We start from the raw sequence: 14379 nt of genomic DNA, 5'->3' as shown, positions 1-14379 counted from the left end.
TGGGGGGCTCGGCCGGTGCCGGGCACGTCGGTGCGGTCGCCGTGCTCGTCAGGAGTCGTCGGCGGCATCAGTTGTCCCCCTGGTGGCGCAGGGTCACGGCCGGGTCGGCGCGGCGCAGGGCGATCGCGGCGACGATGGCGAGGGGCAGGGCGGCGACGCCGGCGAGCAGCAGCGCGACCTGGCCGAGGGGCAGTTCGACGAGGACCGGCGGGACGGGCCGGGCGGCCTGGCCGGTGAGGACGACGAGCGGGACGACCGTCCGGGCCAGGACGGTGCCGAGCCCGATGCCGACGAGCAGGCCGATGCCGATGAGCAGCCCCTGTTCGGCGGCGACGAGCCGGGCGAGCTTGCGGCGCGGTGCGCCGAGCGCCCGCAGCACGCCGAACTCGGCGGCCCGTTCCCGCATCGCGCCGGCCGAGCCGACCGCGAAGCCGACGGCGGCGAGCGCGGCGGCCGCGGCCGCGACCGCCATCAGGGCGGCGTTGGGGCCGGCGCCGAGGGGGTCGCCGAGGAGTTCGGCGGCGACCTCGTCGCGTACGAGGATCTGGGCGGGGTCGGTGTCGGGGCGGGCGCGCAGGGCCGCGGCGACCTCGTCCGCGTGGCCGGGGGCGGTGCTCAGCCACCACTCGGTGGGCGGCAGGGTCGCGGTTCCGTCGGAGTCGGCCGCCAGGAACCGGTTGACCGCGGCCAGGTCGAGGAGGATCGCGCCGCCGTCCTCGGGGGTGGTGGCGCCGGAGGCGACCGAGGCGGTCTGCGCGCCCGGGCCGGTGGTCGGCAGCTCCTTGACGACCTGGCCGACGGTGACGTCGAGCTGCCGGCCGGCGACGGCGACCTCGATCAGCTCGCCGGGCTTGGCGCCGGTCGCCGCCATGAAGGCCTCGGTGGCCACGGCCGTGAGCTGCTCGGGGGCCTTCGGGGTGGGGGCGTTCATCCGCAGGGTGAAGTCCGGCGGTCCCGTGTAGGAGCCGATCCTCGCGCCGACGACGGGGAAGGAGAGGGAGTACGGGGCCGGGCGGTCGCCGGGGCCGGCGGACCCGGCACGACCGATCGCGCCGGCCTCCGTCGTGCTGCCGTCGGGCTGGGTCTGCTCGAAAGCGGAGGCCCAGGGACCGAGGACCTGCGCGGGGGCGTGCGTCTTCGTCCCGCCGTCGGCTCCGACGGTGGTGAAGCGCTCGACGTGCAGCGTCTGGGTGTCGTGCGCGCCGTCGGCGATCGTGCCGGTGAGCTCCAGGTCCGTGAGGGTGAGGAGGCCGCCGGAGCCGCGGGTGCCGTCGGCGCCGGGCACGGCGCCCTCGGCGCCCAGGTCGAGGGTCAGCCGGTGCGTGCGGCCGTCGGAGGGCAGCGCTCCCAGGTCCCGCCGGTACGGGACGCCGCTCGGGTCCTCCAGGACGGCGCCGACCCGGGCGTCGGGCGTTCCGGCGGGTGCGGTCGTCCGCAGGTCGACCGCGAGCGTCCGGGTCCCCGCGGGCAGCCGGAGACCGGTGCCGGCGAAGGCCTTGGGGGTCAGCGGGGCGAGCAGGGACCGGGCCGGGACGTCGGCGAGGTCGGAGCGGAGCAGCAGCCCGCCGGCGTTGCGGGTGTCCATGGCGAGGACGGTGGCGTTCTTCCCGGCCACGTCCAGGGAGGTGCGGTGCACCGGGGCCACGGCCCGGACGCCCGGCACGGCGGCGAGGCGTTCGGTCTTCGTCGGCTCGCCGGAGCCCGCGCCGAGGACGCGGATGTCCGTACCGGCGCGGAAGTCGGCCTGGTCGCGCTGCGAACGCTCCCACGAGCCGCTCTGCCCGATGGCCAGCATGCCCATCGCCACGGCGAGGACCAGGAGGAGGACGGGGCCCGCGCCGCGCAGCGGCCGGCGGCTGAACTGCCAGCCCGCGAGGGCGGCGGAGAGCCCGCGCCCGCCGGCCGCGCGCCGCTCGGCCAGCTTGGCGGCGGGCGGCAGCAGACGCAGCGTCAGGACGGTGCCGGCGAGCAGGGCGAGGGCGGGCGCCGCGACGAGCACCGGGTCGACGGAGCCCCCGCCCGCCTCGTCCGCGCCGAGGGTGCCGCCCGCGGCGGAGGGCCGCTGGAGCTGCCAGTACGCGACGGCCGCGACGGCGAGCAGCCCGAGGTCGGCCCCGGCCCGTACGGGAGCGGGCAGCGCCGCCGAGCGGGCCTTGCGCAGCGAGACGACGGAGCCGTCCCCGGCGGCGAGCGCGGGGGCCACGACGGCCGCCGCGCAGCACAGCGCGACCACGGCGGCGACCAGCCACACCTGGGCCGAGGGCGAGGTGTCGAGGCGCACCCCGAGCGCGGAGAGCGCGGACCGCTCGGCGAAGAGCCGGGTCAGCGGGCCGGACAGGAGCGGGGCGGCGAGCGCGGCGGGCAGGGCGAGCAGCAGCGCCTCGGCGGCGGCGAGCCCGGCGATCCGGCGCCGCGAACCGCCGCGGGCCCGCAGCAGGGCCGTCTCGCCGGAGCGCTCGGTGCTGAGCAGCCGGGCGACGAGCAGCAGCGCGTACGCGGCGAGCAGCACCAGCTGCACGGCGACGATCAGGAGGGTGGAGCGGGAGACGAGCAGGGCCCGCCGGGTCTGGTCCAGGACGGTCGGGAGCGCCGTCGACGCGGAGATCGTCGTCCCGAACGCGTCCGTGGCGCCGGCCAGCTTCGCCGGGCCCTCGGTCGCCGCGGCGCGCAGGGAGTCCATCCGGTCCGTGGTGAAGCCGGTGAAGTCGGCGGAGCCGAGCCAGGTGGTGCCGCCGGGGCTCAGCGCCCCGGAGGTGAGGACGGCCGGGTCGACGTCCAGCGGCCCGTACGTCGTGAACGCGACGGTCCGCACGCCGCGCCCGCCCGCCGGGTCCAGCCGCCAGTACAGGTCGGCGGTGTCGACGGGCCGGTAGACGCCGGTGATCCGGGCCTTCAGCTTCCGCTCGTCGATCCGGTCGGTGAGGTCGAGCACGGTGCCGGGGGAGACCTTGAGCCGCCGGGCCGCCTCCTCGGGCAGCGCCGCCTCGATCACGCCGCCGGCCCGGGCGGGCGAGGGCCAGGAGCCCTTGACGAGCGAGAGCCGCGAGCGGTCGAGCGCGGCGAACTGCGTCAGGTCGGGGTCGCCCTCGCGGGCGGCGGGCGGCTGGAGGCTCCGGGGCAGCGCGTACGGCCCCGAGTGTTCGAGCCGCTGTACGGTCACCGGCAGCCCGTCGAAGGTCTTCCGCACGCCGTCCTCGACGGCGGCCTCGGCGCTGGCCCGTTTCCCGGCCGGTATCTGCCCGCTCACGAGCATCGAGGCGGCGGCCGCGGACCGGCCGCGCAGCCCGGCCTGGAGCGCGGCGTCCCCGATCGCGCCGGAGAAGGCGGCGAGGGTGGCGAGCACCGAGGTCGTCAGGAGCACGGCGAGCAGTGCCGCGGAGAGCAGCAGCCGGTGTGCCCTGACGCGCAGAAATACGAACCCCGTCACCCGTCCCCCTGGACCCGCTGAAGTTTCCTCGGATGCTTTCAGAGGGCACGCGTCACGGGTAACCGCTTTCACACGGACCTTGATTGGATCGTGACCGTTATTCGGCGTTCCGTGTCCGGAACGTTTCAGTCCGTGGAGTGGGCCGCTAGCCCGCCGTGTTCACCATCGACGCCGCCGCGTACGTCAGATAGCGCCACAGCTCGCTCTCGTGCTCCGGGGCGAGGCCGAGCGAGTCGAGGGCGTCGCGCATGTGGCGGAGCCAGGCGTCGTGGGCGGCCTGGTCCACGGTGAACGGGGCGTGGCGCATGCGCAGGCGGGGGTGGCCGCGGTGGTCGCTGTAGGTGCGGGGGCCGCCCCAGTACTGCATCAGGAAGAGGGCGAGGCGCTCCTCGGCCGGGCCGAGGTCCTCCTCGGGGTACATCGGGCGCAGCAGCGGGTCCGCCGCGACGCCCTCGTAGAAGCGGTGGACCAGGCGGCGGAACGTCTCCTCGCCGCCGACCTGCTCGTAGAAGGTCTGCTCCTGCACTGTTTCCCCGGGAATCTCGTTCACCGTTCCATCGTCTCAGATGCCCCGGCCGAGGACCGGAGGCTTAGGACCACCTGTACGGGCGGTCGACCGGGGCCCGGTGGGGCGGGAGAGTGGGGGCATGGGTGCCGTGCGGGACGAGTTCGCCGAGGCCGGCGCGCGGGAGCGGCGCGCGCTCGTGCGGGAGATCGAGGCGGAGGGCCTGCTGACCGACCCCGCCTGGCGGGCCGCCTTCGCCGAGGTGCCGCGCCACCTCTTCGTCCCGTACTACTACGTCTCCGCCCCCGGCGGCTACGAGCGGCTCTGGTCCGGCGACCCCGATCCGGAGCGGCGCGACCGCTGGCTGCGCGGGGCGTACGCGGACACGGCGATCGCCACCCGGGTACGGGACGGCGACCTGGTCTCCTCCGCCAGCCAGCCGTCCCTGATGGCGCTGATGCTCGACGCCCTGGACGTACGCGACGGGGACGACGTCCTGGAGATCGGCGCCGGGAGCGGCTACCACGCGGCGCTGCTCTGCCACCGCCTCGGCGAGGAGCACGTCACCACCGTCGACCTGGACGAGGAGATCGCCGAATCCGCCCGCACCCATCTCGCCGCCGCCGGGTACCGGCCCGCGGTGCTCGCCGCCGACGGCGCCCGCGGCTGCCCCGAGCGCGCCCCGTACGACCGGATCGTGGCGACCTGCGAGGTGCCCTCCGTCCCCTACCCCTGGCTCGCCCAGTGCCGGCCCGGCGCGCTCGTCCTCGCGCCGCTCTCCACCGGGCTGATCCTGTTGCGGGTGCGCGACGCCGCGCACGCGGAGGGACGGTTCCTCGCGACCTCCGCGTACTTCGTGGCGCTGCGGGGCGTCGCCGCGCAGGCCCCGGAGCACGACAACCCGTACCCGGGACCGTCCGGGCACGAGCGCTTCCTCTTCCTGTGGGGCCTGGTCCGCGGGACCCTCGACAGACGCGAAGCGCTCTCGCTCTGGCTGCGCGAGCGGCGGCCGGGGCGGGAGCGCTTCGGGGTGACGGTCAGCGGGGACCGGCAGTGGGCCTGGCTGGACGACCCCGGAGGGCCGTACGCCTGGCCCCTGCCGGGGACCGCCTGACGGTCAGGAGCAGCGGATCGTGATCGTGGTCCAGGCGCCGACGTGCACCCGGTCGCCGTCCTGGAGCTGGACGGGGACGTAGGGCTGGATCGGCTCCTCGCCGCCGTTGACCGTGGTGCCGTTGGTGGAGTTCTGGTCCACCACCGCCCACGAGCCGTCCGGCTGCTGCACGAGCACGGCGTGCTGGTGCGAGACGCCCGGGTCCTCCGGCGGCACCGACAGGTCGATGTCGGGGGACTCCCCGGTGGAGTGCCGGCGGCGGCCGATGGACACCTGGTTGCCCTGGAGCGGCAGGTGCTTGTCCGGCGAGTACGCGGGCAGGTTCAGGCCCGTCGCCTCCGGGCCGCTGCGCTGCATCATCGCCATGAAGTACTCGCGGTCGGGGCCGATGACCGCGGTCCAGGTGAGCGGCTGCTGCGGCGGCTGCGGCGGCTGGAACTGCTGCGGCGGCTGCGGCGCCTGGTGCGGCGGGGGCCCCTGGTGCGGCGGAGGCTGCGGGGCCTGGTGCTGCTGCGGAGGCTGCGGGGCCTGGTGCTGCGGCGGGGCCGGCGGTGCCTGCGGGGGCTGGTGCTGCGAGGGCGGCGACAGGACCCAGTCGTCGTCCGCGCGCGGCTGCGGCGGCGCGGGCGGGGCCGGGGCCTGGGCCTGGGCCTGGGGGTACGCGGGAGGCGCCGGCGGCTGCGGTGCCGACGGGCGCTGCGGCGGGGCCTGGTGGTGCGTGGGCTCGGCGCCCAGCGGCTCGGCCGGCCGGTTCACCTGCGAGGGCCGCGAACCCTGGTAGCCGAACGGGTCCGGCTGCTGCGGGGGCTGCTGCTGCGAGGGCTGCTGCGGAGGCGCGGGCGGCGGGGACTGGAAGCCCGGCGGCAGGTTGAGGCCGGGCGGCGGCCCGGGCTGCCGCGGCGGGGCGCTCGGCGGGGCGTTGTGCGGGGCCAGCGGCGTGTACGAGGTGGCCGTGTTCGTGAGGAAGTTCCAGCGGCACTCCTCGCAGAACGGCGCCATGTGCTCGCGCGGCGTCCGGCACTGCGGGCACAGCTCCGCCTGGGCCGTCGCGTTCGGGTCGCCACCGGGACCGAAGCCGCCGGGGGCGGCGGGCGCACCGGGCGCACCGGGGCCGCCGAAGGGGCGGGGACCGGCGGGGGCTCCGGGGCCTCCGGGACCGCCGAAGGCACCGGGGCCGGTGGGGGCGCCGGGCGCACCAGGGGCGCCGGGGCCGCCAGGACCGCCGAAGGGGCCGGGGCCGCCGGGAGCCGCGGGGGCTCCGGGTGCGCCAGGGCCGTTGAAGGCGCCGGGGGCACCCTGAGGAGCACCGGGGCCGCCGGGGGCGCCCTGCGGGGCCTGGCCGGGGCCGGCCGGGCCGGGGTATCCGTACGCGGGGGGCGGCGGCGGGGGAGGCGGCGGTACGGCACCCGTCGGCGCACCCGCCCCGGCCATGCGATGGCCGCAGACCTCGCACCAGTCGTCGGAGACCGACTGGTGTCCGTTCGGGCAGGTCGGCATGTCGGTGCTTCCCCCTCTCGTCGTCCGGCCCGGTGGCCGGGCTACCTCTTGACGCGAACGGTCTTGGTGGAACGGGTCTCGAGTGTCATCTCGTCCGCTTCCGCGACCTTCGCCTTCAAACGCACAGTACCGGTCGCCGCGTCGACGACGTCGACCACCTTCGAAAGCAGTTTCGCGGTATCCGCGTTGCCGGAGGCCGCCGCGAGCTGCACGGCACGGCCCAGTTTGGCCGTCGCGCCGTCACGATCGCCCGATTTGCGGGCATCCAGACCCTGCTGGATGACGTCCGCCAGCTCGGCCTGGCCCGTGTAGTGCGCGACCTGCGGGTTGATCGACGTCGACATCGCGAGGTCGTCCGTCCACACCGCCCGTACCAGTCCTTGAGACAGCGGACGCGGATCGCCGCCCATCGGGTCCGGGGCGATCAGGGAGACGCGGGCGGCGAGCATCTCCTGGCCGACCGCCGCCTGCGGGACCCGCACGCTCACGTGGTAGTCGCGGGACTCGCTGCCCCACGAGCCCGTCGGGTAGTCCCCGGCGCGCGGCCCGGCCTCCGTACGCCGCCCGGTCAGGTCCTCGACCGCCGGCGCCACCTGCTTCACGAACATGATCTCGACCCCGACCGGGGTCCACAGGCGCAGCGCGACGTCCGCCACGCCCTTGCCCATCGCGTGCTCCATCATCGCCGTGAAGTCGGCGGCGAGCCCGGCCGGATCGGCGACGATGTCGGCGGTGCCGAGGAGCGCCGAGGCGATCCCGGTGACCTCCTTGACCTCCCAGTCCGTGCCGACCCCGCGCGCGTCGCAGGTGAACCGGCCCGCGCAGGCGTCGAGCGCGGCCCGCAGCTCCTCCGGGGACTCGTGCTCGTTGCGGCCGTCGGTGAGCAGGATGCCGTGCCGGATGGTGAGCTCGGTGGAGGAGAGCAGCCGGTCCGCGAGGCGCAGCCAGGTGCCGATCGCCGTGCCGCCGCCCGCGGAGAGCCGGCGCAGCGCCTCCTTGGCCTCGGCGCGGGTCCGGGCGTCGGCGACGGCGAGACCGCCGTCGGCCGGGTAGACCTCCTTCGCCACGTGCGTCCCGGCGACGACGGCGAAGTGCGTGCCGTCCCGCAGGGTGTCGACGGCGGCGGCGGTCGCCTCCCGCGCGCCGCGCATCTTGGTGGCGGGGTAGTCCATCGAGCCGGAGCAGTCGACCATGATCACGACACCGGCCGCTCCACCGCCGGCGAACCCGCCGGTGGTGCCGCCCCCGGTCGAGGTGACCGTGACGATCGCGCTGACGTCCCGGCCGCCCTCCGGCAGGAACTCGTTCTGGTAGACGTCCACCGAGAACTGGGGCACGGTCGGCTTGGAGAAGTTCGCCATCTGTTTTCGGCTCCTACGCGACAGACGCAACAACGGTGAAGGGGACGGGGATCGGCGACCGCTCTCAGGCGGATCCTGCCCCTTGAGGAGTGACGGTGAACGGGACGAGCGCGACCGTGATGTTGTCGTGGCCTCCGCCGTCCAGGGCGTGGCCGACGAGGACCTGCGCGGCGCCCAGCGGGCGGTCCGTGGCGTCCGCCGGGACGACCCGGGCCATGTCCTCCGCGGCCTCCGCGTAGTTCCACAGGCCGTCCGTGCAGACCACCACCACGCCGGAACGATCCGGCTTGAACGCGGCCGTGTGCGGGTCCAGTTCGTACGAGTCGGCGCCGAGCCAGCCGGTGATCGCGTGGGCGCGCTCGTCCGCGTACGCCTCGGCCTCGCTCATCAGGCCCGCCGCGACCATCTGCGCGGCCCACGAGTCGTCCTCGGTGAGCCGGGCGGGCGGGGTGCTGCGGTCGTCCGGCACCCAGTAGGCGCGGCTGTCGCCGACCCAGCCCACGACGAGCAGGCCCGCGGCGACGACGGAGCCGACGATGGTGCAGGCCGGGGCGTTGCGGTGGCGGTGCGGGTCGTGCTCCGAGCCGTCCTGACCGGGCTCCTCCGCGAGGGAGTTGACGGCCTCGGCGGCGGCCACGATCGCCTCGTGCATCGCCTGCTGCGGGTGCGTTCCCCGGGGCAGCGCGGCGAGCAGCGAGGCGCCGGCCGCCTCCGCGGCGGCGGCGGAGGCCTCGTCGGGACGGGTCGCCGAGGAGACGCCGTCGCAGACGATCGCGAGGGTGGCGGGGGAGCCGTCGGGCAGGGTGGTCGACGAGACGGCGAACGCGTCCTCGTTGCGGTGATGGCGCAGCCCGCGGTCGCTGACGGCGGCCACGCCGGCGATCTCCCGCTCCATGTGGTCCCGCTCGCGCGGCTGCGCGTGCCCGCAGTTCTCGCAGTACCCGTCGGTGTCCACCCGCCCGGCCCGGCAGGCCACGCACATCGAGGCGGCGGGCGCGGCGGCGGCGGGGGCCGGGTCCACTCGTACGGCGGTACGGGGATCGGGCGCGGCCAGCTCGAAGTCGCCGTCGGGCGTGGGCGCTGCGCCGGGCGTCGCCGTTCCGCCGGGCGCGGCGGTGACGGGCGCGGGGGACCGCGGCCCGTCCGTGCGGACCTCCATCGTCGGGAGGTCGCGGCCGCCCGAGTCGGTGCCCGGGAGGTCGCCCGGGTGCTGGGTCATCGTCGAGAGCGAACCGGGGTCGCGGGGCGGGGCGTCCGGCCAGGTCACGGGGGTGCCGATCGCCACGGTCGGGCGGTCGGGCCCGGCCTCGGCGGCCGGCGCGGCCGACAGGTCGTAGCCGCACGCCCCGCAGAACCGGTCACCCGACTCCAGCGGCTCCGCGCAGCCCGGGCAGGCGGCGAGTCCGTGCGACGGCTTCGGCTTCTGGGACATCCTCACACCCACGTCCTGGGGCGGAAGCGGTTGGCCCGCTCCACCAGTTCGATCCTCTCCTCGCCCCGCTGGGCGAGCCGGGCCAGTACCCGGTACGAGCGTTCGAGGCCGAAGCGCAGTCCGCGCTCGTCCAGTTCACTTCCGAGCAGCAGCGCGCCGCCGCCCGGTGCCGCACCGGGACTCCCGGAGAGTACCCAGTCGAGGGCCGTCCCGAGGACCTCCGTCGAAAGCCGCTCCCGGCGCACCGCGTCCAGACCGAAGCCCTGGAGCGCGGAGACCTGCGCCGCGGCCGCCGTCAGGTCGGCGCCGAGCGGCTCGTGTGCCGGGCGCCGCCGCAGCCGCGCCCGTACGGCCGCGACCCGCGCCGCCGTGTAGTGGATCGACGCCTCCGGTACGGACTCCAGGGCCTGTACGGCTCCGGTGCGGTCGCCCGCCGCGAGCCGCACCCGGGCGAGCCCGAAGGCCGCGCTGACGAAGCTCGGGTCGGTCGCCCACACCAGGCGGTAGTACTCGGCGGCGTTGTCCAGCTGGCCGAGGACCTCGGCGCAGATCCCGAGGGCCAGCTTCGGCGCCGGTTCGCCGGGGAAGGCGTCGTACACCGCGTCGAAGGCCAGGGCCGCGTGCTCGTGGTCCCCGGTCACCAGGGAGGCGACGCCCCGGTACCAGACGACCCGCCAGTCGTCCGGGTCCCGCTCCTCCAGACCGGCGAGGGTCCGCGCGGCGGCGGGCAGATCGCCCAGCTCCAGCTGGGCCCGCAGGGTGCGCAGCCGCAGCTCGGCGGAGGGCGCGGGCGCGCCCTGGAGCGCCCCGAGGAGCTCGGCAGGCGCGGCGGCCGCGAGACCGGCGAGGAAACCGGCGTTGGGGTCGTTCGCGTCGACGCGCGGCACGGGCAGCGCGAGCGCGGTGGCGGGCGCGTCGAGCGGCGCGAGCGACGCGCCGAGCCCGACGCCGGGGCCGAGCCCGGCGCCGGGAATCGTGGCCATGCCGGCGGGCGCCCCGGCGGCGGTCGCCGCACCGGGAACGGCGACCGGCACCGCACCGGAGACGGCGCCCGGCGCCGCCCCCGCCCCGGCGGTCCGCGCCTGCCCCGGAACGGAGCCGGGCAGCGCCTGACCGGCCGCCGCCCCGCGCCGCTTGCGGCCCCCGCGCGCCCCCAACAGCGACACGTCCTCCGTCAGTTCGGCGAACAGCGCGGTGTCCGTGACCCGCACCTCCGTGCCGAACAGCGTCGAGAGCGCCGGCCGCGGCCGTCCCGACTGGAGCGCCACGACCTCGCGCAGCACGCCCGTCAGCTGCTCCGCCATCTCCTGCGCGGAGGCGAACCGGCGGGCCGGGTCCGGGTCGGTGGCGCGGACGAGGAAGCGGTAGTACGACTCGTACGTCCGGAAGACCTCGATGTGCTCCGGGTCGGGCAACGAGTCCACGAAGACGTTCGTGTAGCCCTGGAAGTCGAAGGTCATCACGGCGAGCGTGCGCGCCACCGTGTACAGGTCGCTGGCCACCGACGGGCCGACCTCGGCCACCTCCGGCGCCTGGTAGCCGACCGTGCCGTAGATCGCGGACTCGTCGTCGTCCATCCGCCGGACCGCGCCCATGTCGATGAGCTTCAGCTGGTCCTCGGTCTGTATGGCGTTGTCGACCTTGAAGTCGCAGTACAGCAGGTTCCTGCTGTGCAGGTGCCCGAGCGCCTCCAGGGCCTCGATGCCGTACGCGCAGGCCTGCTCCACCGGCAGCGGGTCGCGCCGGCCGTCGGGGGTCCGCCGGTCGTTGGCGATCTCCTTGAGCGACTTGCCGCCGACGTACTCCATGACGATGTAGCCGTCCAGGGAGCCGGTGCGCGGGTCGAGGTGCTCGACGAAGTTGTAGATGCGGACGATGTTGGAGTGCTCGATCTCGGCGAGGAAGCGGCGTTCGGAGATCGCCGCGGCCATCGCGTCCTGGTCGCCGGTGTCGAGCAGGCCCTTGAGGACCACCCACCGGTCGGAGACGGCCCGGTCGACCGCGAGGTAGACCCAGCCGAGCCCGCCGTGCGCGAGGCAGCCCGCGACCTCGTACTGGCCGTGGACGATGTCCCCGGCCCGCAGCTTCGGCACGAAGGAGTACGGGTGCCCGCACGAGGTGCAGAAGCCCTCCGCACGGCCCGGCCGGTCGCCCCGCGAGCGGCCCACCGGAGCCCCGCAGTCCGAACGGGAGCAGAAACGCTTCCGCTCGGGAACCTCGGCGTTCTCCATCACCGCGGCCCGCGGGTCGGGGCGCGGCACCTCGGGGATCGTCACCAGACCCGCGCCCAGCCGGTTCCGGGCGGACTGCCCGGTCGACGAGCCCGAACTGCGCACCGACACCGAACGGCCCGTCGAGCCACCGGAGAGCGAGCGCGAGAGCCGCCCGGAGACCGACCGGCGCGAGGTCGAGGACCGGGACGAGGCGCGCGAGGAGGCGCGGGAGCTGCTCCGCGAGGAGCTCGAGTCCGACCCCCCGACGCCCGTCCCCTTCCCCGGCACGGCCATCCCGGTCGGCGTCGACCCGATCATGCCTCCGGGCGCGACGACCGGCGCGAGCCCGCAGGTGTCGCAGTACAGCTCGCCGCCTCCCATGTCCTCGTACGCACCCTCGCACGAAGGACGCTGGCAGCTCCCCACGCCCGTCTCCCCGCTCACCACTGCCGTCCTCCCGCGTCTCCCGCGTCCCTCGTGTCCCGCGGTCCGGACAGCACGTCCGCCACCGCCTGCTGGTAGCGCAGCACCGCCTGTTCCGCGACCCGCAGATCGCAGGGCGCGCTCCACAGCATCCGGCGCGCCGCGTCGTACCGCTCGACGAGCAGCGGGTCCTCCGCCGCGCCGAGCCGCGCCACCTTCGCCTTGTACGCGTCGAGCCGGCCGCGCAGCTCGGCCCGGACCGCGAGCGGCGCGGTGACCGCCGTCAACGACTCGCGGGCCCGCAGCAGTTCGTCCTCCGCCTCCCGCTCCAGGGACTCCAGGAGCGGGGAGAGCCGGTGCCACTGGGCGCGCCTGCGGTACTCGGCGGCGGCCGCGAGCCGCTCCTGCAGCACGATCGGCGGGCCGCTGACGGCCGGCACCTCGGAGGCGGCGATCTTCGCGAGGACCTCGCCGCGCGCCGACCGCGCCTCGGCGAGCGTCCGGTCCGCCCGCGAGAGCACGTCCCGCAGCCGCAGCAGCCGGTCCTCGGAGTCCTGCCGGACCGCGAGGACCGCCTCGATCTCGCGCCGCACGTCCTCCAGGGCCAGGGCGGCCCGGTCGTACCGCTCGGTGTCGGGGCGGCCCCCGCCGGGCGCCGAACTCCCCGCCGCCGGGCGCCAGAACGCCAACGGGTCGGTCACGACCTGGGACCGCAGCGCGGTCAGCTCGGCCGTGATCGCCTCCAGGTCGTCCCCCGCCGGATGCTCCCCGGGCCGCACGCCGACCGAGTGCGCGAGCGAACGCGTCCGGCCCAGCTCGGCGGCGAGCAGGTCTATCCGGGCGGGCAGCGCCGACCAGACGGCGTCGGCGGTGACGACCAGGTCGAGCGAGGAGGCGTACAGCTCGTTCATCCGCCGGACCAGGCCCTCCAGGCTGAACCGCTCGGTGAGCAGGGCGCCCTCGGCGGCCCCGCCCGGCACGAGCACGGTGTCGCCGCGCAGCCGGTCGGTCAGCTCCACGAGCTCCTCCCGGCCGGGCCAGCGGCGCCGCGCGCGCAGCTCACGGGCCTCCCGCAGGGCGCCGGTGTACACGTCGAAGCAGGTCCAGAGCAGGGTGATGGTCCGCTCGGCGGCCGCCCAGCGGTCCCGGGTCGTGCCGGTCAGCTCGGCCCCTTCGAGCAGCCTGCGGCCCGCGTGGTCCTGGAGGGCGAGGAGCGAGTCCTCGACCGCCTTGTGCTCGGCGCCGAGCCGCGCCAGCGCACGGTCCACCTCGTCCCGGTCCATCACCGGCCCGGGGGGTCCCGTGACGCCCATCGGTCACCTCTTCCGCTTCGTGTACAGGGTTGTCACTCCTTCGGGGACGCGTGCCGGGCTACTTGTACAGCGGGGCGGGCGGCCCCGTTATCCCGGGCAGGTCCTTCTCCAGCCACTTCTCGTACGCCTTCTGCCAGGGGCCCTGCCGGTAGCCCACCAGAACCTGGTTGACCCGGCGCACCAGGTCGTCGTTGCCCAGCTTGGCCGCCACCCCGTAGTACTCCTTCGTGAACGGCTTCCCCTTGAGCTCGACCGCCGGGTCCTGCGCGGCCTGGCCGGCCGCGAGGGCGTTGTCGGTGACGACGGCGTCGACCTCGCCCATCTGGAGCCGGGCCAGGCAGTCCAGCTGGTTGGGGACGGTCAGCAGGTCCGGATCGTCCTTGGTGCCGTCGCCCTCGTCCTTGAAGACCGCGCCGAAGGAGTTCTCCGCCAGCGCGTCGTAGGCCGTGGAGCCCTCGGCGGTGCAGACCCGCTTGCCGCGCAGCGAGGAGTCGTAACCGGTGATCCCCGTGGCGAGCTTGGGGGCCAGGACCTGCTGTCCGGCCTGGAAGTAGGCGGTGGAGAAGGCGACCTGCTCGATCCGCTTGCAGTTGATCGTCATGGTGCGCACGACGAGGTCGACCTTGCCGCTGTCCAGGGCGGCGATCCGCTGGTTGGTCGGGATGGTCCGGAAGATGATCGCGTCCGGGTCGCCGAGGATGTCGGCGGCGACGGCCCGGGCCAGGTCGATGTCGAAGCCCTCCAGGACGCCCTTCTCCGGGTTCCGGTAGCCCCAGCGGTAGCTGGACTGGTCGACGCCGACGATCAGCTTCCCGCGCTCCTTGATCGCCCGGATCGACGGGCCGTCCGCCGAGGAGGGCGTGAGGGAGGCCTCGGGGTGCTCGCAGGTGTCGGCCTTGATCTGGACGCCGGTGCCCACGCCGGGGCCGGTCGTCCGGGGCGCGGCTGCCGCGCCGCTCCCGTCGTGGGCGAGGGGCAGCAGCGTGAGCGAGGCGGTGAGCCCGCAGGCCACGGCCATGGAGGCCACCCCGCCCCAGCCCCGCAGCCGCTTCGCAGCCCGGAGCACGGCCCGGCCCGCGCCGCTCGTCGCCCGG

9 protein-coding genes are annotated in these 14379 nt (G+C 75.8%); 1 reads left to right on the top strand and 8 read right to left on the bottom strand.

Annotated features, from left to right (window positions below):
* Nucleotides 1–67: 67 nt before the first annotated feature.
* Together SVTN_RS13235 and SVTN_RS13230 are read right to left on the bottom strand one after the other, a co-directional pair.
* Nucleotides 68–3427 (bottom strand): ABC transporter permease, encoded by a 3360-nt coding sequence (locus SVTN_RS13235; protein ID WP_041129277.1) that lies wholly within the window; start codon nt 3425–3427, stop codon nt 68–70.
* 145 nt (nt 3428–3572) lie between these two features.
* Nucleotides 3573–3977, bottom strand: coding sequence for a globin (locus SVTN_RS13230; protein WP_041129276.1), 405 nt, complete (start codon nt 3975–3977; stop codon nt 3573–3575).
* A gap of 97 nt (nt 3978–4074) precedes the next feature.
* Here SVTN_RS13230 and SVTN_RS13225 point away from each other — a divergent pair, with 97 nt between their 5' ends.
* Nucleotides 4075–5046 carry a methyltransferase domain-containing protein gene (locus SVTN_RS13225; protein WP_041129275.1) on the top strand — a complete coding sequence of 324 codons (972 nt, stop codon included), beginning with the start codon at nt 4075–4077 and terminating at the stop codon, nt 5044–5046.
* A gap of 3 nt (nt 5047–5049) precedes the next feature.
* On the opposite strand, the gene SVTN_RS13220 is transcribed toward SVTN_RS13225, so the two are convergent.
* The 6 genes from SVTN_RS13220 to SVTN_RS13195 all read right to left on the bottom strand — a co-directional run bounded on the left by SVTN_RS13220 (nt 5050) and on the right by SVTN_RS13195 (nt 14303).
* The gene (locus tag SVTN_RS13220) at nt 5050–6543 is read right to left on the bottom strand and encodes an FHA domain-containing protein (protein WP_041129274.1); all 1494 of its coding nucleotides are present in this window, start codon (nt 6541–6543) and stop codon (nt 5050–5052) included.
* 41 nt (nt 6544–6584) lie between these two features.
* Nucleotides 6585–7904 carry a vWA domain-containing protein gene (locus tag SVTN_RS13215; protein ID WP_041129273.1) on the bottom strand — a complete coding sequence of 440 codons (1320 nt, stop codon included), beginning with the start codon at nt 7902–7904 and terminating at the stop codon, nt 6585–6587.
* Between the two features lie 64 nt (nt 7905–7968).
* Nucleotides 7969–9336: a PP2C family protein-serine/threonine phosphatase gene (locus SVTN_RS13210; protein WP_174518257.1), complete on the bottom strand. Its 1368-nt coding sequence runs from the start codon at nt 9334–9336 to the stop codon at nt 7969–7971.
* A 2-nt stretch (nt 9337–9338) separates the two neighbouring features.
* Nucleotides 9339–11930: a serine/threonine-protein kinase gene (locus SVTN_RS13205; RefSeq protein WP_052499093.1), complete on the bottom strand. Its 2592-nt coding sequence runs from the start codon at nt 11928–11930 to the stop codon at nt 9339–9341.
* Nucleotides 11931–11989: 59 nt separating this feature from the next.
* Nucleotides 11990–13285: a coiled-coil domain-containing protein gene (locus SVTN_RS13200; protein ID WP_041129271.1), complete on the bottom strand. Its 1296-nt coding sequence runs from the start codon at nt 13283–13285 to the stop codon at nt 11990–11992.
* 58 nt (nt 13286–13343) lie between these two features.
* Entirely contained in the window at nt 13344–14303 is a 960-nt protein-coding gene (locus tag SVTN_RS13195; protein WP_245727895.1) for a glutamate ABC transporter substrate-binding protein, read from the bottom strand.
* Between the last annotated feature and the right edge of the window lie 76 nt (nt 14304–14379).

This window comes from Streptomyces vietnamensis (assembly GCF_000830005.1).
GTDB lineage: Bacteria > Actinomycetota > Actinomycetes > Streptomycetales > Streptomycetaceae > Streptomyces > Streptomyces vietnamensis.
Note: the sequence above shows the minus strand (reverse complement) of the source record. Positions and strands in the feature narration are given on the sequence as shown.

Coding starts and splice junctions, on each gene's coding strand:
- SVTN_RS13225 (WP_041129275.1), top strand. CDS start 4,075: ATGGGTGCCGTGCGGGACGAGTTCGCCGAGGCCGGCGCGCGGGAGCGG.
- SVTN_RS13220 (WP_041129274.1), bottom strand. CDS start 6,543: ATGCCGACCTGCCCGAACGGACACCAGTCGGTCTCCGACGACTGGTGC.
- SVTN_RS13215 (WP_041129273.1), bottom strand. CDS start 7,904: ATGGCGAACTTCTCCAAGCCGACCGTGCCCCAGTTCTCGGTGGACGTC.
- SVTN_RS13210 (WP_174518257.1), bottom strand. CDS start 9,336: ATGTCCCAGAAGCCGAAGCCGTCGCACGGACTCGCCGCCTGCCCGGGC.
- SVTN_RS13205 (WP_052499093.1), bottom strand. CDS start 11,930: ATGGGAGGCGGCGAGCTGTACTGCGACACCTGCGGGCTCGCGCCGGTC.
- SVTN_RS13200 (WP_041129271.1), bottom strand. CDS start 13,285: ATGGGCGTCACGGGACCCCCCGGGCCGGTGATGGACCGGGACGAGGTG.
- SVTN_RS13195 (WP_245727895.1), bottom strand. CDS start 14,303: ATGGCCGTGGCCTGCGGGCTCACCGCCTCGCTCACGCTGCTGCCCCTC.